The sequence below is a fragment of the Micromonospora parva genome, from assembly GCF_040649675.1.
In the GTDB taxonomy this organism is placed as follows: domain Bacteria; phylum Actinomycetota; class Actinomycetes; order Mycobacteriales; family Micromonosporaceae; genus Micromonospora; species Micromonospora parva.
Genome location: NZ_JBEZFX010000017.1, coordinates 90,492 through 111,746 on the forward strand (window position 1 = coordinate 90,492; position 21,255 = coordinate 111,746).

Annotated in this window: 25 protein-coding genes and 1 riboswitch; of the genes, 12 read left to right on the forward strand and 13 right to left on the reverse strand. The window is 72.2% G+C overall.

Annotated elements, in window-relative coordinates; all coding sequences use genetic code 11:
- Positions 1 to 2: 2 nt before the first annotated feature.
- From AB0C03_RS30665 to AB0C03_RS30675, 3 genes are all read left to right on the forward strand, one after another.
- Positions 3 to 188: a hypothetical protein gene (locus AB0C03_RS30665; RefSeq protein ID WP_030336441.1), complete on the forward strand. Its 186-nt coding sequence runs from the start codon at positions 3 to 5 to the stop codon at positions 186 to 188.
- Positions 189 to 391: 203 nt separating this feature from the next.
- The gene (locus AB0C03_RS30670) at positions 392 to 619 is read left to right on the forward strand and encodes a hypothetical protein (RefSeq protein WP_030336439.1); all 228 of its coding nucleotides are present in this window, start codon (positions 392 to 394) and stop codon (positions 617 to 619) included.
- Positions 616 to 1,377 carry a pirin family protein gene (locus AB0C03_RS30675; protein ID WP_030336436.1) on the forward strand — a complete coding sequence of 254 codons (762 nt, stop codon included), beginning with the start codon at positions 616 to 618 and terminating at the stop codon, positions 1,375 to 1,377. The genes AB0C03_RS30670 and AB0C03_RS30675 overlap by 4 nt, the downstream gene beginning before the upstream one ends.
- Before the next feature lie 240 nt (positions 1,378 to 1,617).
- Here AB0C03_RS30675 and gnd read toward each other — a convergent pair whose 3' ends face one another.
- Positions 1,618 to 3,060: an NADP-dependent phosphogluconate dehydrogenase gene (gene gnd, locus AB0C03_RS30680; protein WP_357640671.1), complete on the reverse strand. Its 1,443-nt coding sequence runs from the start codon at positions 3,058 to 3,060 to the stop codon at positions 1,618 to 1,620.
- 189 nt (positions 3,061 to 3,249) lie between these two features.
- On the reverse strand, positions 3,250 to 3,546 hold the full coding sequence (locus tag AB0C03_RS30685) for a thiamine-binding protein (RefSeq protein ID WP_357640674.1): 297 nt from the start codon (positions 3,544 to 3,546) through the stop codon (positions 3,250 to 3,252).
- Positions 3,547 to 3,834: 288 nt separating this feature from the next.
- Here AB0C03_RS30685 and AB0C03_RS30690 point away from each other — a divergent pair, with 288 nt between their 5' ends.
- Entirely contained in the window at positions 3,835 to 4,275 is a 441-nt protein-coding gene (locus AB0C03_RS30690; protein WP_357640677.1) for a hypothetical protein, read from the forward strand.
- A gap of 336 nt (positions 4,276 to 4,611) precedes the next feature.
- Here AB0C03_RS30690 and AB0C03_RS30695 read toward each other — a convergent pair whose 3' ends face one another.
- The 3 genes from AB0C03_RS30695 to AB0C03_RS30705 form a co-directional block, all read right to left on the reverse strand.
- Positions 4,612 to 5,412 (reverse strand): energy-coupling factor transporter transmembrane component T family protein, encoded by an 801-nt coding sequence (locus AB0C03_RS30695; protein ID WP_030338167.1) that lies wholly within the window; start codon positions 5,410 to 5,412, stop codon positions 4,612 to 4,614.
- Positions 5,409 to 6,839, reverse strand: a complete 1,431-nt coding sequence (locus tag AB0C03_RS30700; RefSeq protein WP_357640680.1) for an ABC transporter ATP-binding protein — start codon at positions 6,837 to 6,839, stop codon at positions 5,409 to 5,411. Before AB0C03_RS30700 ends, AB0C03_RS30695 begins: the two co-directional genes overlap by 4 nt.
- Before the next feature lie 114 nt (positions 6,840 to 6,953).
- Positions 6,954 to 7,541, reverse strand: a complete 588-nt coding sequence (locus AB0C03_RS30705; RefSeq protein WP_030338170.1) for an ECF transporter S component — start codon at positions 7,539 to 7,541, stop codon at positions 6,954 to 6,956.
- 73 nt (positions 7,542 to 7,614) lie between these two features.
- Positions 7,615 to 7,719, reverse strand: a riboswitch (TPP riboswitch).
- Positions 7,720 to 7,826: 107 nt separating this feature from the next.
- Here AB0C03_RS30705 and AB0C03_RS30710 point away from each other — a divergent pair.
- The 4 genes from AB0C03_RS30710 to AB0C03_RS30725 all read left to right on the forward strand — a co-directional run bounded on the left by AB0C03_RS30710 (position 7,827) and on the right by AB0C03_RS30725 (position 12,152).
- Positions 7,827 to 8,648, forward strand: coding sequence for an alpha/beta fold hydrolase (locus tag AB0C03_RS30710; protein WP_210859058.1), 822 nt, complete (start codon positions 7,827 to 7,829; stop codon positions 8,646 to 8,648).
- A gap of 29 nt (positions 8,649 to 8,677) precedes the next feature.
- Complete coding sequence (locus tag AB0C03_RS30715; RefSeq protein ID WP_030338174.1) at positions 8,678 to 9,427, forward strand: sugar isomerase domain-containing protein; 750 nt, start codon at positions 8,678 to 8,680, stop codon at positions 9,425 to 9,427.
- Positions 9,428 to 9,546: 119 nt separating this feature from the next.
- A complete protein-coding gene (locus tag AB0C03_RS30720; protein ID WP_030338176.1) occupies positions 9,547 to 10,050 on the forward strand; it encodes a DUF6328 family protein in 504 nt (167 codons plus the stop codon).
- A 104-nt stretch (positions 10,051 to 10,154) separates the two neighbouring features.
- Positions 10,155 to 12,152 carry an acyl-CoA dehydrogenase family protein gene (locus AB0C03_RS30725; RefSeq protein WP_030338178.1) on the forward strand — a complete coding sequence of 666 codons (1,998 nt, stop codon included), beginning with the start codon at positions 10,155 to 10,157 and terminating at the stop codon, positions 12,150 to 12,152.
- Positions 12,153 to 12,240: 88 nt separating this feature from the next.
- Here AB0C03_RS30725 and AB0C03_RS30730 read toward each other — a convergent pair whose 3' ends face one another.
- The 8 genes from AB0C03_RS30730 to AB0C03_RS30765 form a co-directional block, all read right to left on the reverse strand.
- Positions 12,241 to 12,408, reverse strand: a complete 168-nt coding sequence (locus tag AB0C03_RS30730) for a hypothetical protein (RefSeq protein ID WP_167337361.1) — start codon at positions 12,406 to 12,408, stop codon at positions 12,241 to 12,243.
- A gap of 9 nt (positions 12,409 to 12,417) precedes the next feature.
- On the reverse strand, positions 12,418 to 13,026 hold the full coding sequence (locus tag AB0C03_RS30735) for a hypothetical protein (RefSeq protein WP_357640687.1): 609 nt from the start codon (positions 13,024 to 13,026) through the stop codon (positions 12,418 to 12,420).
- A gap of 109 nt (positions 13,027 to 13,135) precedes the next feature.
- Entirely contained in the window at positions 13,136 to 13,534 is a 399-nt protein-coding gene (locus AB0C03_RS30740; protein ID WP_030338188.1) for a Fur family transcriptional regulator, read from the reverse strand.
- Positions 13,531 to 13,830 carry an ArsR/SmtB family transcription factor gene (locus AB0C03_RS30745; protein ID WP_030338189.1) on the reverse strand — a complete coding sequence of 100 codons (300 nt, stop codon included), beginning with the start codon at positions 13,828 to 13,830 and terminating at the stop codon, positions 13,531 to 13,533. Before AB0C03_RS30745 ends, AB0C03_RS30740 begins: the two co-directional genes overlap by 4 nt.
- Before the next feature lie 42 nt (positions 13,831 to 13,872).
- The gene (locus tag AB0C03_RS30750) at positions 13,873 to 14,739 is read right to left on the reverse strand and encodes a metal ABC transporter permease (protein ID WP_030338190.1); all 867 of its coding nucleotides are present in this window, start codon (positions 14,737 to 14,739) and stop codon (positions 13,873 to 13,875) included.
- A 3-nt stretch (positions 14,740 to 14,742) separates the two neighbouring features.
- Complete coding sequence (locus AB0C03_RS30755) at positions 14,743 to 15,504, reverse strand: metal ABC transporter ATP-binding protein (protein WP_030338193.1); 762 nt, start codon at positions 15,502 to 15,504, stop codon at positions 14,743 to 14,745.
- On the reverse strand, positions 15,501 to 16,442 hold the full coding sequence (locus AB0C03_RS30760) for a metal ABC transporter substrate-binding protein (protein WP_030338195.1): 942 nt from the start codon (positions 16,440 to 16,442) through the stop codon (positions 15,501 to 15,503). Before AB0C03_RS30760 ends, AB0C03_RS30755 begins: the two co-directional genes overlap by 4 nt.
- A 54-nt stretch (positions 16,443 to 16,496) precedes the next feature.
- Entirely contained in the window at positions 16,497 to 16,754 is a 258-nt protein-coding gene (locus AB0C03_RS30765) for a hypothetical protein (protein WP_030338196.1), read from the reverse strand.
- A gap of 29 nt (positions 16,755 to 16,783) precedes the next feature.
- Here AB0C03_RS30765 and AB0C03_RS30770 point away from each other — a divergent pair, with 29 nt between their 5' ends.
- From AB0C03_RS30770 to dusB, 4 genes are all read left to right on the forward strand, one after another.
- Entirely contained in the window at positions 16,784 to 17,125 is a 342-nt protein-coding gene (locus tag AB0C03_RS30770) for an antibiotic biosynthesis monooxygenase family protein (protein ID WP_030338198.1), read from the forward strand.
- 24 nt (positions 17,126 to 17,149) lie between these two features.
- Positions 17,150 to 17,629: a hypothetical protein gene (locus tag AB0C03_RS30775; protein ID WP_030338200.1), complete on the forward strand. Its 480-nt coding sequence runs from the start codon at positions 17,150 to 17,152 to the stop codon at positions 17,627 to 17,629.
- A 116-nt stretch (positions 17,630 to 17,745) separates the two neighbouring features.
- Positions 17,746 to 19,125 (forward strand): glycine--tRNA ligase, encoded by a 1,380-nt coding sequence (locus AB0C03_RS30780; RefSeq protein ID WP_030338202.1) that lies wholly within the window; start codon positions 17,746 to 17,748, stop codon positions 19,123 to 19,125.
- 64 nt (positions 19,126 to 19,189) lie between these two features.
- A complete protein-coding gene (gene dusB / locus AB0C03_RS30785; RefSeq protein WP_030338204.1) occupies positions 19,190 to 20,362 on the forward strand; it encodes a tRNA dihydrouridine synthase DusB in 1,173 nt (390 codons plus the stop codon).
- Positions 20,363 to 21,255 lie beyond the last annotated feature (893 nt).

The following is a 21,255-nucleotide window of genomic DNA, read 5'->3' on the forward strand; positions in this document are numbered from 1 at the left end:
ACATGATCCAGAAGCGCATTGCCCAGTGGGCGGTGATGGCGATCGCGGTGCCGCTGGCCGCTGCCGGTGCCCGCCGGCTCAGCCACACCCTGGAGGCCCGGCGTGGTCCCTCCGGGGCGACCCGGTTGCTGACGAAGGGTGCGGACCTGATCCGTCCGCAGAAGGCCAAGCGCCGCCGCTTCTTCTGACCAACCCCCAGCTCTCCCCGGCGCCGCCCGCACCCCGTGCGGGCGGCGTCGTCGTGTCCCTCGGTGGCGAGACGACGTTGCCGGCCGACGCGCGGGTGGGCAGCGCGGTGTGCCGAGCCGGGGTGGTGTGCTCGTTTCGGGGTCCTGCGCAAGGGCGGCGGGTAGGGTCCGGAGGTGGTGGGACGACGGCGGCGGGGGGCGAGATGCGGGATCTCCGATTCAAGATGATCATGGCGTTGAACGCCGCCGATCTGGGCGACCCGATCTGTGAGCAGGTGGCCGAGATCTGCGCCGAGATCGCCGAGCAGCACTGCGCCGAGTTCGGCCACACACCGTCGCTGCGCAGCGGTGAGATCGCCGAACTGGCCATCGGTGAGCCGGCCCTGGGCTGGGCGCCGTCGACCCCCGACGCCGGGCAGCGTGCCTGGTGACCGCACCCGCGCCCGCCGTCGACATCCGGCGGGCCGATGATCGCTTCGCCACCCGGATCTCCTGGCTGGACTCCAAGCACTCCTTCTCGTTCTCCCGGCACTACGACCCGGCCAACACCCACCACGGCCTGCTCCTGGTCAACAACGACGACGTGGTCCGGCCGGGGGCCGGCTTCGAGACCCACCCGCACCAGGACATGGAGATCGTGACCTGGGTGCTGCGCGGCTCGCTGGTGCACCAGGACTCGACCGGGCACTCCGGGGTCATCTACCCGGGTCTGGCCCAGCGGATGAGCGCCGGCACGGGCATCCTGCACTCGGAGAAGAACGACGCCTGGCGGCTGAACAACCAGGAGCCGCACAGCGACCCGGTGCACTTCGTGCAGATGTGGGTGCTCCCCGACGAGCAGGGCGTCGACCCCGGCTACGAGCAGCTGGAGATCGAGGACGAGCTGCTGCGCGGCGGTCTGGTGCCGATCGCCTCCGGGATGGACCGCTACGACGGCGCGTCCGCAATCCGCATCCGCAACCGGTACGCGACCCTGCACGCCGCCCGCCTCGCGCCCGGCGACGAGGTCACCATCCCCGACGCGCCCTATGTGCACCTCTACGTGCCCAACGGCACCGTGACGCTGGAGGGCAGCGGCCCGCTCGGCACCGGCGACGCCGCCCGGCTCACCATGACCGGTGGCCGACGGGTCACCGCCGACGAACCGGCCGAGATCCTCGTCTGGGAGATGCACGCCACGGTCGCCTGACCGCCGCCGGCTCGCATCGCCCTCCCACGATCACCCTGGAACATGGATGTAGTGGCCTCCGCCTTCGCGGAGGCCACTACATCATGGATCCAGCACGATCATGCTGGGCGCTGGGCGCTGGGCGCTGGGCGCTGGGCGCTGGGCGCTGGGCGCTGGGCGCTGGGCGCGCGGGGTGCCGGGCGCCCGAGGTGTCGGTCGCGCGGGGTGTCGGTCGCGCGGGGCGCCGGGGTGCTGCGCCGGCTACGCCGGGGACTCGGTGCGGTCGCCGGCCCAGGTGGTGTGGAACGAGCCGTCGCGGTCCACCCGCTGGTAGGTGTGCGCGCCGAAGTTGTCCCGCAGACCCTGGATCAGCGCCGCGGGCAGCCGCTCGGCGCGCAACGCGTCGAAGTACGCCAGCGACGACGAGAACGCGGGCGTCGGCACCCCGGCCCGGGTCGCGTCGCCCACCACCCGTCGCCAGCTCGGCACACCGGCGCTGACCGCCTCGGCGAAGTACGGGGCCACCAGCAGCGTCGGCAGGTCCGGCTGCTCGTCGTACGCCTCGCGGATCCGGTTGAGGAAGCGGGCCCGGATGATGCAGCCGCCCCGCCAGATCGTCGCGGTGCCCCCGAGATCGATGTCCCAGTTGTATTCCTGGCTGCCCGCGCGGATGTGGTCGAAGCCCTGCGCGTACGCGACGATCTTGGAAGCGAGCAGCGCCCGGCGGACGTCCTCGATGAAGGTCTCCCGGTCGGTGACCTGCCACTTCTCACCCGCGTCGGGGAACGCCCGGCGGGCCGCCTCACGCTGGTCGACGTGCCCGGAGAGCGAGCGGGCGAAGGTCGCCTCGGCGATCCCGGTGATCGGGATGCCCAGGTCCAGGGCGCTCTGCACGGTCCACCGACCGGTGCCCTTCTGCTCGGCCCGGTCCTGCACGATGTCCACGAAGGAGCGGCCGGTCGCCGCGTCAGTGTGTGCCAGCACGTCGGCGGTGATCTCGATGAGGAACGACTCCAACTCGCCGTTGTTCCACTCCCGGAAGATCTCCGCGATCTCGGCTGGCGTCGCGTCCAGGCCGGCCCGGAGCAGGTCGTACGCCTCGGCGATGAGCTGCATGTCGGCGTACTCGATGCCGTTGTGCACCATCTTGACGAAGTGCCCGGCGCCGTCCGGCCCGACGTGCATGCAGCACGGCACACCGTCCACCTGGGCGGCGATCTTCTCGAACATCGGCCCGAGCTTCGCGTACGACTCGGCGGAACCGCCCGGCATGATGCTCGGCCCGCGCAGCGCGCCCTCCTCGCCGCCGGAGACGCCAGTGCCGCTGAAGTGCAGCCCCTGCGCCCGCAGAGCCTCCTCACGGCGACGAGTGTCCGCGAAGTGGGCGTTACCGCAGTCGACGATGATGTCGCCCTCGTCGAGCAGTGGCACCAACTCGTCGATCACCGCGTCGGTGGGCGCGCCGGCCTTCACCATCACGATGACAGCGCGGGGCCGCTCCAGCGACGCCACGAAATCGGCCATCGTCTCGCCCGGCACGAACGTGCCCTCGTCGCCGTGCTCGGCGACCAGGCTGCGGGTGCGCTCCGGCGAGCGGTTGTGCACTGCCACCGTGAAGCCGTTGCGAGCCAGGTTGCGGGCCACATTGCGACCCATCACCGCCAGCCCGGTCACCCCGATTTGAGCCCTCGCCTGATCAGCCATCCGTGCCGCCACCTCTCGTCACACCACTATCAGCGTTTGGAAACTTACCGTGATGTGAGCCGATACGGACCAGTGACCGACGTCGCGTTACTGCACGTGATGTGGACGATGACGCTGGCGGTTTCGACGCCCGACGGTGGTCGGCGAGCCGCGCACAGGGAAACCTGTCGTCATTGCCCGCCGCGCGCGTCAGCCTTCGGCGAGACGGGCTTCGGTACGGGCGATCTTCCCGGTGAGCGCGTCGGTGACCCCGGGCCGGACGTCGGCCTTGAGCACCACACTCACCCGGGGTGCCCGCGCGGCGACCACGTCGACCGCTCGCTTCACCACCGCCATCACCTCGTCCCACTCACCCTCGACGGTGGTGAACATGGCATCGGTCCGGTTGGGCAGGCCGGACGCACGGACCACCCGAACCGCCTCAGCGACCAGGTCACCCACCGAATCGTCACCGCCGAGCGGGGTGATCGAGAACGCGATCAGCATGAGCCGATGGTGCCAGGAAAAACGGATGCGCGCCGGTGCGGCGGTGGCTACGGTACGGACATGCGTAACTGACGCCCCACTTCCGAGCCGGCCCGCCGTCCCGCGTCGCGGTCCGTGCGCTCCCGGGCGTCCCGCATCCCCCTCCCGCCGTTCGGCGGCGACGGTCTGCCGACACCGGTGAGCAGTCCCTTCCCCACTCGACCGTCGCGCGACGGCGGTCACCAGCCGATCCGACCGACCGCCGCAGCGCGGGACCGGCCGTGCCGGTCGGCACTGAAGGAGGCCCGGATGCCTGCCAGGCGTAACCCGAAGAAGACCCGTACCCCCAGCACGACGCCGCTCGGCGTCGACCCGGCGGCCGGCCACGGCCCGCTGCCACCCGCCCTGCCGTCCCGCGACCCGTCCCTGCCGGCGGCGCTGGTGGAGCCCGGGTCGCTGGCCGAGCCGCCGGCGCTGGTGGAGCCGGCAGCGCTGGCCAAGCCGGGGGCGCTGGTGGAGTTGGCGCAGCCGGCGGCCGTCCCGGACGAGGTGGTGCTGCCGGTCGATCTGCCGGACGCGGTCGACGTGCCGGTGGTTGTCGACGCGCCGAAGGTGGCAGACCTGCCGAAGTCAACCGGGCGGCCGAAGGCACCGACGGCCGGTCCGCCGCAGGGCGGCGGCAACCGCTCCGGCAGCGGCCGCAGCCAACAGGCCGGCCAAGCCCGCCGCTACGCCTTCCGCCGCAGCTAACCACCCCACCCCACCCCACCCCGCCCCGCCCACCCCACCCAGCCCGACCCGCCCCGCCCCGCCCGCCGATCTTGCACTTTCTGTCCTCGCACAACCGGCATACCGGGATGAAACAACGACAGGAATCGCAAGATCGATGGGGTGCGGCGGGGCCGGGCCGGGCGGGGGTTGCGGCGTGGACGGTGGGTGGTGGGTGGTGACGACAACATCAGGGATGTAGTGGTCTCCGTCGGCAGCGAGGCCACTACATCCCTGATGTTGTGCGGATCTTGCCGCCGGCAGGCGCCAGAGCCGGGCGGCGCCGCGCGGTGAGTGCGCGGCGCGCGGCGGGTGGGGTCAGCTGATCAGGGGGCGGAAGGTGCCTAGGAGGATGCTGGTGGTCAGGGCTGCTGCGGCGAGCATGACGGCCCCGGCGATGAGGAGCGCGTCGGCGCGGGTGAAGTGCTGCCGGCGGGCGACGGTACGGGGGGTGCCGGCGTCGAAGCCACGCGCGTCCATCGCCACGGCCAGCCGGGTGCCTCGACGGATCGCCCCTACCAGCAGGGCGAACGCGGTGGAGGTGAAGAGCCGCAGCTTCGCCACCGGATTGCGTCCCGCGTCGACGCCGCGCGCACGCCGAGCCATGCTGATCATCTGCCACTCCTGGCCGAGCAGCGGCACCAGCCGGAACGCGGCCAGCGCCCCGATGGCGAACCGGGCCGGCGCCTTCGCGTTCTGGATCAACGCGTCGGCCAGGTCGGTGGGGTCGGTGGTCGCGAACACGATCACGCCGGGCAGCGCCACCGCGAACACCCGCAGCACCAGGCCGAGCGCGGTGAGCAGCACGCCGGTGCTCACCAGCACCGGCCCCGCGTCCAGCAGGACCCGACCGGACCGGTCGGCGGCGAACAGCACCAGGGTGACCAGGATGCCGGCGGCGCTGAGCAGCAGGGGCCAGGCCCGTCGGGCCAGTACCCGGTAGCGGATGCCGAACAGCGGCAGCACGGCCAGTTCGAGGGCGATGGCGATCGCCGGGGCGACCGGGTCCAGGGTGGCCAGCAGGATGAACGAGAAGGCGAGTGCGGCGGCGACCTTCGCCACCGGGTTGCGGCGGGCCAACGGCGCGTCCGGCGCGGCGACCGGCTCGATGCTGATCATCGATGGTCGTCCGGGGCGCGGTGCAGGGTGACGGTGCGGTCGGCGAGCGCGGCGACGAAGTCCGCGTCGTGGGTGACGGTGACCACCCCGTGCCCGGCGTCGCGCAGGTCGGCGAAGAGGTCGACCAACTCCCGCCAGGTCCGCCGGTCCTGGCCGAAGGTGGGTTCGTCGCAGATCAACAGGCGGGGCGCGGTGGCCAGGGCGGTCGCCACGCTCAGCCGCCGCGCCTCACCACCGGAGAGGGTGTACGGGTTGGCGGCGGCGAGTCGGGCCAGCCGCAGCCGTTCCAGCAGCCCGGCCACCGTCTCGTTGACCACCGCCTCCGGTTGACCGGTGCGGCGTGGGCCGAGCGCCAGCTCGTCGAAGACGGTGCTGGTGACGAACTGGTGTTCCGGATCCTGGAAGACCGACCCGATCCGCCGGGCCAGCGCGGGCGCCCGCCAGCGGTGCGGGGGAGTGCGGTGGTCCGGGCCGGCCAGTTCGGCGGACGCGGTGACCCGCCCACTGCCCGGCCGGAGCAGACCGCCGAGCAGCAACGCCAGGGTGGACTTGCCGGCACCGTTGGGTCCGCGTACGGCGAGTGCCTCACCGGCGCGTACCGACAGGTTGGTGTCGCCCAGCCGGGGTGGCAGGCCGACCTGGTCGGCGGTGAGCAACAGCTCCCCGGGCCCGGCGGTGGCGGCCCGGGGCGTGATGGGGTGACCGGGCACCCAGACGCCCTCGGCGGCCAGGGCGGCGCCGTGGGCGGCGAAGACCGCCTCGGGGGTGCCGTCCGCGCGGACGCCGCCTCCCGGTTCCAGGACGACCACCCGGTCCACCAGTGGCAACGCCTCGGCGACCCGGTGCTCGACCAGGATCAGCGTGGTGTCGGCGTCCAGCGCGCCGGCCACCGCGTGCCGGACCAGGTCGGCCCCGGCCGGGTCGAGGTTGGCGGTCGGCTCGTCGAGCAGCAGCAGGGCGGGGCGCAGGGCCAGCGCGCCGGCCAGGGCGAGGCGTTGCTGCTCGCCGCCGGAGAGCGCCGCCGTGCGGCGGTCGCGGGGGTACGGGAAGCCGACCCGGTGCAGGGCCTCGTCGACCCGGGGCCAGATCTCGTCGGCAGGTACCCCCCGGTTCTCCAGCCCGAACGCGACGTCGTCGCCGCAGCGGGCCATCACCAGTTGGGTCTCCGGGTCCTGGAAGACGACGCCGACCCGTTCCCGCCCCTTGCGCGGGTCGAGCCCGTCGATCTCGACGGTGCCCTCCTGCTCGCCGGAGTCGTCGGGAAGCAGCCCGGCCAGCGCGCTGAGCAGGGTGCTCTTGCCGGCCCCCGAGGGCCCGAGCAGCAGCACCCGTTCCCCGACCTCGATGCGCAGGTCGACCCCGCGCAGCGCCCAGGCCCGCCGCCCGGCGTGCCGCCACCCGAACCCCCGCAACACCACAGCGCCCACCGAACCCCCTCCCAACCTGTCCAGCCCCGCCTCATCCACGTTGATCAAGAGGTTTGCGTCAGAAAACCGGCTTCTGTTGACGCAAACCTCTTGATCAACGCCATCGGGTGGGGGTTAGACCAGGGCGCGGTCTCGGCCTACCGGGAAGCGGTCCAGGACGCCGGTGTTGGCCAGGGCCCTGGTCAGCAGCCAGCCGCCCGCGCCGGCGATCACGGTGGCGCTGACGACGGTGAGCAGCGCGTACGGGATGCGGTAGTCGGCCAGCGCGTAGTCGACGTTCCAGACGAAGAAGTCGAACAACGCGGCGCTGAGACCGGTCAGCGCGCCGGCGAGCACGGCTGTCGGCAGCCGGAACGACCGGTACCGGAAGGCGGCGAAGGCCAGCTCGGCGCCGATGCCCTGCACGATCCCCTGCGGGATCACGGTGCCGGCCCACTGGCTGCCCAGCAGCGCGGACAGGACCGCGGCCACGGTCTCGCAGTAGAGCGCGGCACCGGGCTTGCGGATGACCAGCCCACCGATCACCGCCGGCATCAACCAGACGCCGTAGAGCAGCGTCTGCGCCGGCGGGAAGAAGGCGAACGCGCCCTCGGTGGCGCTCCAGACCAGGCCCCAGGCCCAGAAGATGACGCCGAAGGCGACCGCGATCACCGAGGCGACCACGATGTCGATGGTGCGCCAACGGTTGGTGGTGTTGTCCATGATTGCTCCCAGTTCAACGAAGAGAACCAGGAGAAGACGCACGCCGCGTCCGGTGGCACCGGACTGCGGCGCGGCTGGAGGTCGACCGAACTCCCTGCGCTGGCATTACCCAGATCAGGTTCGAGGGTCTGCGGGCGTACCCGCACTCTCAGCGCTGTGCGCTCCCCTGTCGGATATGAAGTTGTCTCGGTGACGCTAACACCGACCCGGGTCGTGGGCCCAGCAGGGCATGCGCCTGACCTGCGGGAGCGGCCGGCCCACCGTCTTCTGGGTACGCTTCCGATCATGCGGGTTGATGCACGAGGCCTCACGTTCGACGTGACAGTCGACGGTCCACCGGACGGCGTGCCCGTCCTGCTGCTGCACGGTTTCCCTCAGCACAGCGGTGAGTGGGACGACGTGGTGCCGCGGCTGCACACGGGTGGGCTGCGCACGTACGCGCTGGACCAGCGCGGCTACTCGCCCGGCGCCCGGCCCACTGCGGTGGCCGACTACCGCATCCCCGAACTCGTCGCCGACGTGGTGGCGGTGCTCGACGCGCTGGAGCTGGACGCCGTGCACCTGGTCGGCCACGACTGGGGCGCGGTGGTGGCGTGGGCGGTCGCCGCCCGGCACCCCGACCGGGTGCACACACTGACCGCGGTGTCCGTGCCGCATCCGGCGGCCATGGCGCACGCCCTGAGCACCGACAGCGGACAGAAGGCCCGCTCGTCGTACATGGCGTTGTTCCGCAAGCCGGACAAGGCGGAGAAGGTGCTGCTGGCGTGGCACGCCGCCGCGCTGCGCAAGCTGCTCGGCGGGGTGGGCGACGCGTCCCGGGTGAACAGGTACGCCGACCCGATGCGCGAGCCGGGGGCGCTCACGGCGGCCCTGAACTGGTACCGGGCGATGTCCCGCGCCGACCTGGCCGGCGTCGGCCCGGTCACGGTGCCCACCACGTACGTCTGGAGTGACCGGGACGTCGCCATCGGCCGGACCGCCGCCGAGGCGTGCGCGCCGAACGTCACCGGGGACTACCGCTTCGTGCAGCTGTCCGGGGTGAGTCACTGGATCCCGGACGAGGCGCCGGCCCCACTCGCCGAGGCGATCCTGGCCCGGGCCGGCTAAGTGGCAGGCAATCGAACGACGGAGGACGTATGACGGTGAGTGCCGAGGACTACCTGGCCGTGGTGACCGAGACGATCGGCCGGGTGGCCGCCAGCCAGCGGGAGGCGGTGGGGCGGGCCGCCGACCTGATCGCCGAGGCGGTCCGGGCCGACGGCGTGGTGCACGCGTTCGGCACCGGGCACTCGGAGGCCCTCGCGATGGAGATCGCCGGGCGGGCGGGTGGTCTGGTGCCGACCAACCGGATCGCGCTGCGCGACCTGGTGCTGATCGGCGGCGAGCCGGCCGACCGGCTCGGCCCGCTGCTGGAACGGGACCCGGCCGTCGCGCACCGCCTCTACGAGCTGGCCCCGGTGCGCCCCACCGACGTCTTCGTGCTCGCCTCGAACTCCGGGGTCAACGGCGCGATGGTGGAGTTCGCCACGCTGGTGAAGGAGCACGGTCACGGGCTGGTGGCGATCACCTCGGCGCAGCACTCCGGCCGGATGACGTCCCGGCACCCGTCGGGGCGCAAGCTGAGCGACCTCGCCGACGTGGTGCTCGACAACGGTGCCCCGTACGGCGACGCGACGCTGCCCCTGCCCGGCGGTGGCGCGGTCGGCGCGGTCTCCTCGATCACCGCGGCGTTGCTGGCCCAGCAGGTGACGGTGGAGGTCGTGGCGCGGTTGCTGGCGGCGGGGCAGCGGCCCCCGGTCTACCTGTCGGCGAACATCCCCGACGGCGACGCGCACAACAACGAGCTGGAAGCCCGGTACGCGGGCCGCATCCGACGCGGGTCCTGACGTTGCCACGCGATGAACGGCCGATGTCGTGAACCTGTTTCGCGCTCGGCCGGGTGGGGCATTGGCGTTGCTGCCGGCGGCCGGGACCGCCGGCAGTAGCGTCTCACCGGAGGTAGCGCGTGTCCAAGGAGACCGAGAAGCAGCGTTGGCAGCGCAACTTCGCCGACCTGCTGCAGGAGTTGCGGGTCGCTCAGACTGGCGTTCAGATCCTCTTCGCCTTCCTGCTCACCCTGCCGTTCAGTAACGGGTTCACCAGGACCAGCGAGTTCCAACGCGACGTGTACATCGTGGCGTTGCTCGCGGCGGCCGCCGCCACCGCGATGATCATCTCGCCGGTGGCGTTCCACCGGGCGCTCTTCCGGCAGGGGCGTAAGCCCGAACTGGTGCGGTTCGCCCACCGGATGGCCACCGGCGGTCTCGCCTTCATGCTGATCGCGATGGTCAGCGCCGTCCTGCTGATCACCGACTTCGTGTTGGACCGGCCGATCGCCTTCCTGCTCAGCGCCCTGACCGGGCTGTGGTTCCTCACGTTCTGGATGATCCTGCCGTTCGCCCGGCGCAACTGGGGTGAGGACGACATCGACGACGATGACGACGACCCGGACACGATCGACGGCCGCTGACCGCACCGATCCGCACGCAGCGCTACCCCCGGGTAACAACCGGGGGTAGCGTGACGGTAGTCGCACACGTCGACGCAGCCGCACCGAACTTCGAGGGGGCAGCCGTGACCACGACGCAGAACGGCCGACCGGCACCGGACGGCCCCGACTCCGAAGCCACCGCCCAGGCCGCGGCGCCACTGCCCGCGGAAGCCGGACAGGTCTCCGAGAAGGAGGCCCGGCAGGTCGCCGAAGCCGCCCGAGAGTCCACCTGGGACCGACCCAGCTTCGGCAAGGAGTTGTTCCTCGGCCGCTTCCGGCTCGACCTGATCGACCCGTGGCCCCGATCCGACCCGGACGACGTGGCCCGGGCGGAGGAGTTCCTTGGTCGGTTCCGCGCCTTCCTGGCCTCCGAGGTGGACGGCGCCGCCATCGAACGGGACGGCTCCATACCCGACTCGGTGTTCCACGGCCTGGCTGACCTCGGCGCGTTCGGCATGAAGATCGACCGGAAGTACGGCGGGCTCGGGCTGAGCAACCTGCACTACTGCCGGGCGCTCATGCTGGCCGGCTCGGTCAGCCCGGCCATCGGCGCGCTGCTCTCGGCCCACCAGTCGATCGGTGTGCCACAGCCACTGAAGATGTTCGGCACCGCCGAGCAGAAGCAGCGCTTCCTGCCCCGGCTCGCGGCCGGTGAGGTGTCGGCGTTCCTGCTCACCGAGCCCGACGTCGGCTCCGACCCGGCCCGGCTGGCCACCGTCGCCGAGCCGACCGAGGACGGCACCGGTTACCGGCTCAACGGGGTGAAGCTCTGGGCCACCAACGGCATCGTGGCGACCCTGCTGGTGGTGATGGCCCGGGTGCCGGCCACTGAGGGCCGCCGGGGCGGGATCACCGCGTTCGTGGTGGACGGCGACAGCGAGGGCATCACCGTCGAGCGGCGCAACGAGTTCATCGGCCTGCGCGGCCTGGAGAACAGCCTGACCCGGTTCCACGACGTGTTCGTCCCCGCCGAGAACGTCATCGGCGGCGAGGGCAAGGGGCTGAAGATCGCCCTGACCACCCTGAACACCGGCCGGCTCTCACTGCCGGCGATGTGCGTGGGCGCCGGCAAGTGGGCGTTGAACGTGGCCCGTGGCTGGGCCGCCGACCGGGTCCAGTGGGGTCGACCGGTGGGCGAGCACGAAGCGGTCGCGCAGAAGCTGTCCTTCATCGCCGCCACCACGTACGGCATGGAGACCATGCTCGACCTCTGCTGCCTGCTCGCCGACGACGACCGCAACGACATTCGGATCGAAGCGGCGTTGGTCAAGCTGTACGCCAGCGAGATGGCCTGGAAGATCGCCGACGAGCTGGTCCAGATCCGGGGCGGGCGCGGCTACGAGACGGCCGATTCGCTGGCGGCCCGTGGCGAACGCCCGGCCGCCGTCGAGCAGATGCTGCGCGACCTGCGGATCAACCGGATCTTCGAGGGCTCCACCGAGATCATGCACCTGCTGATCGCGCGGGAGGCGGTCGACGCCCACCTGTCGGTGGCCGGCGACATCATCGATCCGGACGCGGGGCTGGGCCGCAAGGCCCGCGCCGGCGCGCGGGCGGGCGCCTTCTACGCGAAGTGGCTACCCACCCTCGCCGTGGGCCGGGGGCAGACCCCCTCGGCGTACGCCGAGTTCGCCCCGCTCGCCGCGCACCTGCGCCAGGTGGAGCGTTCCTCGCGCAAGCTGGCCCGGTCGACGTTCTACGCGATGTCCCGCTGGCAGGGAAAGATGGAACGTAAGCAGGCGTTCCTCGGCCGGGTGGTGGACATCGGCGCCGAGTTGTTCGCGATGTCGGCGGTCTGCGTCCGGGCCACCGCCGAACGTGACAGCCGACCGGAGAACGTCGAGCTGGCCGACCTGTTCTGCCGGCAGGCGCGGGTGCGGGTCGACGCCCTGTTCGCCGCACTCTGGGACAACACCGACTCGGTCGACACCGCCGCCGCGAAGCGCATCCTCGCCGGCCGCTACGCGGGCCTGGAGGAGGGTGTGCTCACCCCGTCCGAGGAGCTGCCCTGGGTGGCCCGCTGGTCGCCCGGTCCGTCCACCGCCGAGGACGTCCGCCGCCGCATCCCCCCGAAGCCGTGAGCGCCGCGCCGCGCGGACTGGCCGCCGTGCCGGCCCGCCGTGCCGGCCGGCGGTGCGGGTCGTCGACCGGTCGGGCCGGCGGTGTTGGTCAGCGGGAGACCGCCCAGGCCAGCACCCCCGCCAGGATCAGACCGTTGAGCCCGGCCAGCGCCAGGTACGCCGCAGGTGGGATCTTCTTGCCCCGGCGGACGAAGGAGACCAGGACGGCGGCGTAGCCGAGCAGCAGGACGGCGATGACGACGAGGAAGTAGAACACCCGACGACCTTAGCGGCCCCGGCCGCGCAGGCCGAGTTGGCGCAGCTCCAAGGCGGCCAGAGCGTCGACAGTCGCGTCGTCGCCGCGACGCCACGCCTCGGCGACGTCCGGGCCGATCCGGGTCAGCTGGCCCAGCGGCTGGGTGGCCAGCGCGCGCAGGGCGAGCAGGTCCCGGCCGGCCGGCCCGGCCGCCAGCTTCGCCGCCGACCCGGCCCGACGCATCCAGCGGACCCGCAACGGCAGCCAACCGAGGAGCACGATGCCGAGCGGGAAGATCAGCACCGCGATGGCCAGGGCGAGGGCCAACTGGTCGACCAGGTGCTGCTGATCGCGGCCGGCGTCGGCGAGCGATCGGGCGGCGTCGGCGGCGCGTTGGAACGGGGCGGTGAGTTCGTCGCCGACCAGCGGCACCCGGCCGACCTTGCTGCCGGCGTCGCCCAGGTTGTCGGCGAGGCCACTACCGGCGCCCTCCAGCTTCTGCCCCGGTACGGCGAGCTTCTGCACCAGGTCGTGCAGCCACAGCGCACCGCGGATCGCCGCGTACACCCAGACGACGACGAGCAGGTCGGTGAGCACCTGACGGACGGCGGTCGGAAACCGATCGGCATAGATTTTCACGCCGGCCAGCGTGCCACGAACGTCCCGCTCCGTGCAGCAGTGATGTGAGCGCGGCACGCGACCGGCCGCCGACCGCACCGGAGCGTCGCGCCAGCGGCGGCGCTGCCGGTCAGCGCGGGCAGGTCGGGCAGGTGCCGAAGATCTCCAGCGTGTGGCTGACGTCGGCGTAGCCGTGCTGCGCGGCGACCCGGTCGGCCCAGCTCTCCACGGCCGGGCCGGCCACCTCGACGGTACGACCGCAGACCCGGCAGACCAGGTGGTGGTGGTGCCCCTCGCTGCACCGGCGGTAGAGGTGCTCGCCGCCCGGCGGGCGCATCACGTCGATCTCACCCGCGTCGGCCAACCCCTGCAGGGTGCGGTAGACGGTGGTCAGGCCGACCCGCTCGCCGCGCTGGCGCAGCATCGCGTGCAGGTCCTGAGCGCTGTGGAAGCCTTCCATCTCGCCCAGCAGCGCGCTCACCGCCGAGCGTTGCCGGGTGTTGCGCACCGCGGCGCCGCTCTCGCTCATGATCCCTCCCCGGCGTGGCTGACCGCGTCCGCCACGATGTGCGCGACGTGTTCGTCGACCAGGCTGTAGGCGATCTCCCGACCTCGGCGGGAGCCGCGCACCACGCCCGCTCCGCGCAACACCCGCAGGTGCTGTGAGACCAGCGGTTGCGCGGCCCCGAGCTTCTCGACCAGCTCGTGCACGCACCGCTCGCCGCCGGCCAGCTCACTGACGATGGCCAGCCGAATGGGCGCGGACAGGGCGCGGAGCAACTCGCTGGCCCCGTCGAATCCGTCGTAGCCCGTCGCGCTGGTCATCCTGCAACGGTAACCAATACCACCGACGTCCACCGCGCAGGCTCAGCTCAGCACGACCTCGTGCGGCTCCGGTGCCGGTGCGGCGGTCGGCGTCGTGCGGCGGCGCACCACCCGCCAGACACCGCCCGCCACGGCCACCACCAGGAACGAGGCGATCGCCACCAGCACCACCGACGCGCCCGGCGCGGTGTCCGCGGTGGCCGCCACCCAGACACCCGAGCCGGCGGCGAACAACCCGAGCGCCATCGCGGCCGCCATCGTGCTGCGGAAACCCCGGGTGACCTGTTGAGCGGTGGCGACCGGCACCACCATCAGCGCGCTGATCAGCAGCACCCCGACGGCCCGCATGGCGATGGTCACGGTGACCGCCGTGGCGACCGCGATCAGCAGGTTCAGCGTGCGGACCGGGAGGCCGGAGACCCGGGCGTACTCCTCGTCGTGGCTCACCGCGAACAGCGCCGGGCGCAGCGCGATCATCGTGACCAGGATCGCCGCGCCGAGCACCGCGATGGTGGTCAGGTCGGCGGGCGAGATGGTGGTCAGCGACCCGAACAGGTACGCGTTCAGGTTCGCGCTCGTCGCGTCGGAAAGACCGACCAGGAGTACGCCGCCCGCGATACCGCCGTAGAAGAGCAGGGCCAGGGCAAGATCACCGGAGGTACGCCCGCGAGCGCGGACGATCTCGATGGCGATCGCGCCGATGGTGGCGGCGATCACCGCCACCAGCACCGGTGAGCGGTTGAGCAGCAGCCCCGCCCCAACCCCGGTCAGCGCCACGTGCCCCACCCCGTCGCCGATCAACGCCAGCCGGCGCTGCACCAGGTAGATGCCGAGCGCCGGCGCGGCCAGGCCGATCACCAGCGCGCCGATCAGGGCGCGCTGCATGTAGGGGTACTGGAAGAGTTCCATGGGTCAGTTGCTCCACAGCCCGGCGGGCTCGTCGTAGCAGTGCGGGTGCACGTGGTCGTGGTCGGGCTCCGCGTGGTGGCCGGCCGGGTCCGGCACCGCGCCGTCATGGGCGATGCGACCCTCGTGGACGACCACGGCCCGGCTGATCACCGGGCGCAGCGGGCCCAGCTCGTGGGCGACGAGCAGCACGGTCCCGCCACGGGCGACGAAGTCGCGCAGCGCGCCGGCGAACGCCTCCTGACTGGCCGCGTCCACCCCGGCGGTCGGCTCGTCGAGGACCAGCAGCTCCGGCTCGCCGGCCAGGGCGCGGGCGATCAGGGTGCGCTGCTGCTGGCCGCCGGAGAGCGTGGACACCGGGTCGCCGGCCCGGTCGGCGAGCCCGACCGCGCGCAGCGCCGCGTCGACGGCGGCCCGGTCGGCCCGACCCGGCGGACGCAGCACCCCTCGACGGGCCAGCCGGCCGGAGGCCACCACCTCGCGGACGGTGGCCGGCACGCCGCCGCCGGCGCCCAGGCGCTGCGGGACGTACCCGATGCGCGCCCACTGTCGGAAACGGCGCAACGGCCGGTCGAAGAGGGTGACCGAGCCGGCGCTGATCGGCACCAGGCCGAGCACGGCGCGGATCAGGGTGGACTTGCCGGAGCCGTTGGCGCCGAGAATCGCGACCACCTCGCCCGCGCCCACGGTGAGCGAGATGTCCCGGAGCACGGGGCGGCCGTCGTAGCCGACCACCCCGTGCTCGACGGTGATGACAGGTGAGGTCACGAGCAGCCCAGGGCGGTCTGCAGGGTCCGCAGGTTGGTGCGCATCACCGAAAGGTAGTCCCCGTCGCTGCCGGCGGCGAGCCCTTCGATCGGGTCGAGCACGGCGGTCTTCGCGCCGACCTGACCGGCGATGGTCTCGGCCACCTTCGGGCTGACCAGGGTCTCGAAGAAGATCGTGGTGGCCTGGTGCTCCTTCGCCTCCTCGATCACGTGCGCGAGGCGCTGCGGCGAGGGCTCGACGTCGGGGCTCAGCCCGGTGATGCCGACCTGGTCGAGCTGGTACCGGTCGGCGAGGTAGCCGAACGCGGCGTGGCTGGTCACGATCTCCCGCCGCTGGCAGGTCGCCAGACCGTGCTTGAACTCGTCGTCAAGCGTCGTCAGATCGGCGCGCAGGGCCGCCGCCCGGGCGGTGTAGTCGGCGGCGTGGTCCGGGTCGGCAGTGCCGAGTCGCTGGGCGAGCTGGTCGCCGATGCCGGCCAACCGGGTCGGGTCGAGCCAGACGTGCGGATCCTTGCCGCCGCTCTCCTCGGTGTGCCCCTCCTCGCCCTCGTGGTCGTGGCCGCCGGCGGACGCGTCCAGCAGCGGCTGCACGCTTGTCACGTCGAACGCCCGGTCGCCGCCGTTCTGGGCCACGGCGTCGTCCACCGCCGGCTGGAACCCCTTGAGGTAGACGATCAGCTCGGCGTCGCTGACCTCACCGACCTGGCTCGGGTTGAGTTCCAGGTCGTGCGGCTCGGCGCCGGGCTTGGCCAGGTTGGTGACCCGGACCGCGTCGCCGCCGATCCGCTCGGCCAGGAACTGGAGGGGGTAGAACGCGGCCACCACGTCGACTCGTTGCGGGTCGGCGCCGGCGCCGCTGGAGGAACAGCCGGCCCCTGCGGCCAGGGTGAGCAGGGCGGTCGCGGCGGCCAGGACACGGTACGTGGTGCGGTTGGTCATGTCGTCAACTGTCCGTGGCAACGATAATGATTGTCAAAAACGCATGATTGCATGTCAGAGGAGCTTCGCGAGACCCACCGTCACCAGCAGGGTGAGCATCACCAGCCGGATCAGCCGGGTCTGCGGCGCCTGAACCGCCCAGGTCGTCGCCAACAGGGCGATCAGGACCCCGGCGAGCGCGAGCGTCAGCAGCCCGCCGATCACCCCGGGCGTGAAGAACGCCACCAGCACCACCACCAGGGTGAGCAGGAACACCGACGTCGGGTTCGCCCCGGCCAACCGGGCGAGCAGAGGGCGCTGCGTACGCTGCATCCCACAGACTCTACGAGGAGGAACCCCCGGTGCTGGTGACCAACCGGTTCGTGGTCGACGTCGATACCGCCGACGACTTCACCGAACGGGCGCACGCCGCCCTCACCGCGCTGGCCGCCCGCCCCGGCTACCTGCGCGGTCAACTGGTCCGGGCACTCGACGACCCCCGGCACTGGTCACTGGTCACCGAATGGGAGTCGGTCGGCACCTACCGGCGGGCCCTGGGCGCCTTCGAGGTCAAGGTCAGCGCCGTACCGCTGCTCGCGGAGTCGATCGACGAACCCTCCGCCTACGAGGCACTGGCCACCGCCGCCCCCGGCGGGGCCGTGGTCGTCGCCGAGAGTGATCGGGCCGCGGGTCCTTACCGCTGAGCCGCCGGACACTACGCTGCTCCTATGACCGCACCCGCCCCGCCACCCGGTCCCGGCGTGGCTCCGCCGTTCGCCGCGCCCCCCACCGAGGGCCGCCGGACCCGGCTCTGGATCGGCCTCGGCGTCGGCGCGCTCGCCGTGGCGCTCTGCTGCGGCGGGGGTGGCACCGCCGTCGTCGGCCTGGCCGTCAGCGGAGTCCAGGCGATCCGGGAACAGGGCCGCACCGTGACCGGCGACTACTACCAGGCGCTGGTCGAGCGGGACTATGGGCGGGCGTACGACCAGCTCTGCGACGACGCGCAGCGGCGTGAGTCCCGGCCGGAGTTCGAGCGGCGCGCCGCCGCCGAGCCGCAGGTGACCGCGTTCCGGGTGGGTGAGGTCGACACCACCTACCTGACCGTGCCGGTCGACGTGACCCTTGCCGGCGGCGATCGGGAGCGGCAACAGGTCAGCCTCGGCCAGGACGGGCAGACCGGCGGCGTGGAGGTCTGCGAGGTCAGCTGACCCGTCCCCGGTATTCTGCTGGGGCTCGGGGGGTCGATCGTCGTACCGTGGTCCCCGAACCGACCGTTCCATCCACATCTCGCCCCCGCCGACCGCCAGCCGGCGTAGGAGGAAACATGCCAGCCGACCGTATCGACGCCGTCGTCAGCCTCGCCAAGCGCCGAGGCTTCGTCTTCCCCTCCAGTGAGATCTACGGGGGCACCCGATCGGCGTGGGACTACGGTCCGCTCGGCGTGGAGCTCAAGGAGAACGTCCGCCGGCAGTGGTGGAAGACCATGGTCCAGCAGCGCGACGACGTCGTCGGCCTGGACTCCGCCGTGATCCTGGCCCGGAAGGTGTGGGAGGCGTCCGGCCACATCGCCGAGTTCGTCGACCCGCTCACCGAGTGCCAGTTCTGTCACAAGCGGTTCCGCGCGGACCACCTTGAGGAGGCGTACGCCGAGAAGCACGGCAAGCCGCTCACCTCCCTGTCGGAGCTGAACTGCCCCAACTGCGGCAACAAGGGCACCTTCACCGAGCCGAAGATGTTCAACGGCCTGATGAAGACCTACCTGGGCCCGGTGGAGAGCGACGAAGGGCTGCACTACCTGCGCCCGGAGACCGCGCAGGGCATCTTCGTCAACTACAAGAACGTCGAGACGGTCGCCCGCAAGAAGCCGCCGTTCGGCATCGCGCAGACCGGCAAGTCGTTCCGCAACGAGATCACCCCGGGCAACTTCATCTTCCGGACCCGCGAGTTCGAGCAGATGGAGATGGAGTTCTTCGTCGAGCCGGGCACCGACGAGCAGTGGCACGAGTACTGGCTCCAGGAGCGCTGGAACTGGTACCTCGACCTGGGCCTCTCGGCGGACAACCTGCGCCTGTACGAGCACCCCAAGGAGAAGCTGTCGCACTACTCGAAGCGGACTGTGGATATTGAGTACCGCTTCCAGTTCGGCGGCACCGAGTTCGCCGAGCTGGAGGGTGTCGCCAACCGCACCGACTTCGACCTCTCCACGCACAGCAAGCACTCCGGCGTCGACCTGTCGTACTTCGACCAGAGCAAGAGCGAGCGGTGGATGCCGTACGTCATCGAGCCGGCCGCCGGTCTGACCCGGGCGGTGCTCGCCTTCCTGCTGGAGGCGTACGACGAGGACGAGGCGCCGAACACCAAGGGCGGCGTGGACAAGCGCACCGTGATGCGGTTCGACCCGAGGCTCGCCCCGGTCAAGGTGGCGGTGCTGCCGCTGTCCCGCAACGAGGCGCTGTCGCCCAAGGCGAAGGACCTCGCCACGCTGCTGCGCAAGCGCTGGGTGGTGGAGTTCGACGACTCGCAGGCGATCGGCCGCCGCTACCGCCGGCAGGACGAGATCGGCACCCCGTTCTGCGTCACCGTCGACTTCGACACCCTGGACGACAACGCCGTGACGGTGCGCAACCGGGACACCATGGCCCAGGAGCGGGTCTCCCTGGACCAGGTCGAGCGCTACCTGATCGAGCGACTCCCGGGCTGCTGAGACTCCGCCCACGGGGCCTCGGCCGACGCGATCAGCGCCGGTCGGGGCCCCGTACACTTGTGCGGTGACTGCCTCGACCGTGCCGGCGCTGCGCCCGCTGACTCTCGGCCAGCACCAGGTGTGGCCGCCTGTCGTGCTCGCGCCGATGGCCGGGATCACCAACGTCGGGTTCCGCCAGCTCTGCCGTGAGCAGGGCGGCGGCATCTACGTCTGCGAGATGATCACCACTCGGGCGCTGGTCGAGCGCAACCCGAAGACGCTGCGCATGATCGCGTTCGGCGACGACGAGAAGCCCCGCAGCCTCCAGCTCTACGGCACCGACCCGGAGATCACCGCCGCCGCCGTGCGGATCGTCGTCGAGCGCAACCTGGCCGATCACATCGACCTCAACTTCGGCTGCCCCGTACCCAAGGTCACCCGGCGGGGCGGCGGCGCGGCGCTGCCGTGGCGGCGCCGGCTTTTCGCGCGGCTGGTGCGGGCCGCGGTGGCTGCCGCGGCACCGTCCGGGGTGCCCGTCACGGTCAAGATGCGCAAGGGCATCGACGACGACCACCTGACGTACGTCGAAGCCGGGCTCGCCGCCCAGGACGCCGGCGTGGCCGCGGTGGCCCTGCACGGGCGAACGGCCTCGCAGCGCTACTCCGGCACCGCCGACTGGGACGCGATCGCCACCCTCAAGCAGGCCCTCGACGTGCCGGTGCTCGGCAACGGCGACATCTGGGAGGCCGACGACGCGCTGCGGATGGTGGCCCACACCGGCGTCGACGGCGTGGTCGTCGGGCGCGGCTGCCTGGGCCGGCCGTGGCTCTTCGCCGACCTGGAAGCCGCCTTCAACGGTCGGCCGGAGCGGCGGCTGCCCACCCTCGGCGAGGTGGCGGTGACCATGCGGCGGCACGCCGAACTGCTGGTCGACCAGTTCTCCGCCGGCGCGCGCAACCCGGCCCGAGGCGAACGCGACGGCTGCACCGACTTCCGCAAGCACGTCGCCTGGTATCTCAAGGGCTTCCCGGTCGGCGGCGAGCTGCGCCGCTCCCTGGCGATGATCGAAAGCCTGGCCCAGCTCGACGACCTGCTCGGCAAGCTCGACCCGGCGGAGCCGTTCCCGGTGACCGCCCTCGGGCAGCCGCGCGGGCGCACCAACTCGCCGGGCAAGGTCGCCCTGCCAGACGGTTGGCTGGCCAGCCGGGACGACGACACCGTCCCCGAGGGCGCCGAGATGGACGACTCCGGCGGCTGAACCCTCGGTCCGCGACGGGTCGCCGTCGGCGGGCGCGTCTCCGGCGGGGCGCGCGACCAGGTCGCGCCGGGCGCAGGGGGCGCGTCTCTGCCGGGGCGCGCGACCAGGTCGCGCCGGGCGCAGGGGGCGCGTCTCTGCCGGGGCGCGCGACCAGGTCGCGCCGGGCGCAGGGGGCGCGTCTCTGCCGGGGCGCGCAACCAGGTCGCGCCAGGCGCAGGGGGACGGACATAGGTGTACGGCAGGCTGTAGAGCTGATGTCGTAAACGAGTCATGACCTCAGCTCGTCATGACCTCAGCTCGGAGTGCGCTGCTCGGCGCTGCCGCCGAACTTCTACGGCCACCAATACCCCGTCGTTGCCTGCGGGCGGGGTTGCCCCCGCACGGCGTTGCCTGGGTGAGGTTTGCCCCCGCACGGCGTTGCCTGGGTGGGGTGTTGCCCCCGCACGGCGTTGCCGCCGCACGGTGTTGCCCCCGCACGGTGTTGCCCCGGCAAGGCGTCGCCTGGGTGCGGCTCGCCCCCGCACGGCGTTGCCTGCGTGCGGTATTGCCCTCGCGCGGTGTTGCCCTCGCGCGGTGTTGCCCTCGCGCGGCCCTTGCAGCAGGACCAAGTGCTGCCACCGCAATGCCCTGGATGCCGTCGCGACGCTGATTCGTCTACGACATCAGCTCCAAAGGATCCGTGACCCCAACCAAGGGGCTCGCCCCGGGCGCTCGTTGCCATGATGCGCGCAACTTCCAGGATGTTGGTGTCTCCTGCGTGTCTGAGGCAGCAACATCCTGGAAGTTGTGAGGATCTTGGGCGCGGGGCGCGGGGCGCGGGGCGCGGGGCGCGGGGCGCGGGGCGCGGGGCGCGGGGCGCGGGGCGCGGGGCGCGGGGCGCGGGGCGCGGGGCG

Bases quoted from the DNA above. Each gene is read 5' to 3' on its own strand.
- AB0C03_RS30665 (WP_030336441.1), top strand. From the start codon at position 3: ATGATCCAGAAGCGCATTGCCCAGTGGGCGGTGATGGCGATCGCGGTG.
- AB0C03_RS30670 (WP_030336439.1), top strand. From the start codon at position 392: ATGCGGGATCTCCGATTCAAGATGATCATGGCGTTGAACGCCGCCGAT.
- gnd (WP_357640671.1), bottom strand. From the start codon at position 3,060: ATGGCTGATCAGGCGAGGGCTCAAATCGGGGTGACCGGGCTGGCGGTG.
- AB0C03_RS30685 (WP_357640674.1), bottom strand. From the start codon at position 3,546: ATGCTGATCGCGTTCTCGATCACCCCGCTCGGCGGTGACGATTCGGTG.
- AB0C03_RS30690 (WP_357640677.1), top strand. From the start codon at position 3,835: ATGCCTGCCAGGCGTAACCCGAAGAAGACCCGTACCCCCAGCACGACG.
- AB0C03_RS30695 (WP_030338167.1), bottom strand. From the start codon at position 5,412: ATGATCAGCATCGAGCCGGTCGCCGCGCCGGACGCGCCGTTGGCCCGC.
- AB0C03_RS30705 (WP_030338170.1), bottom strand. From the start codon at position 7,541: ATGGACAACACCACCAACCGTTGGCGCACCATCGACATCGTGGTCGCC.
- AB0C03_RS30710 (WP_210859058.1), top strand. From the start codon at position 7,827: ATGCGGGTTGATGCACGAGGCCTCACGTTCGACGTGACAGTCGACGGT.
- AB0C03_RS30715 (WP_030338174.1), top strand. From the start codon at position 8,678: ATGACGGTGAGTGCCGAGGACTACCTGGCCGTGGTGACCGAGACGATC.
- AB0C03_RS30740 (WP_030338188.1), bottom strand. From the start codon at position 13,534: ATGAGCGAGAGCGGCGCCGCGGTGCGCAACACCCGGCAACGCTCGGCG.
- AB0C03_RS30745 (WP_030338189.1), bottom strand. From the start codon at position 13,830: ATGACCAGCGCGACGGGCTACGACGGATTCGACGGGGCCAGCGAGTTG.
- AB0C03_RS30750 (WP_030338190.1), bottom strand. From the start codon at position 14,739: ATGGAACTCTTCCAGTACCCCTACATGCAGCGCGCCCTGATCGGCGCG.
- AB0C03_RS30760 (WP_030338195.1), bottom strand. From the start codon at position 16,442: ATGACCAACCGCACCACGTACCGTGTCCTGGCCGCCGCGACCGCCCTG.
- AB0C03_RS30765 (WP_030338196.1), bottom strand. From the start codon at position 16,754: ATGCAGCGTACGCAGCGCCCTCTGCTCGCCCGGTTGGCCGGGGCGAAC.
- AB0C03_RS30775 (WP_030338200.1), top strand. From the start codon at position 17,150: ATGACCGCACCCGCCCCGCCACCCGGTCCCGGCGTGGCTCCGCCGTTC.
- AB0C03_RS30780 (WP_030338202.1), top strand. From the start codon at position 17,746: ATGCCAGCCGACCGTATCGACGCCGTCGTCAGCCTCGCCAAGCGCCGA.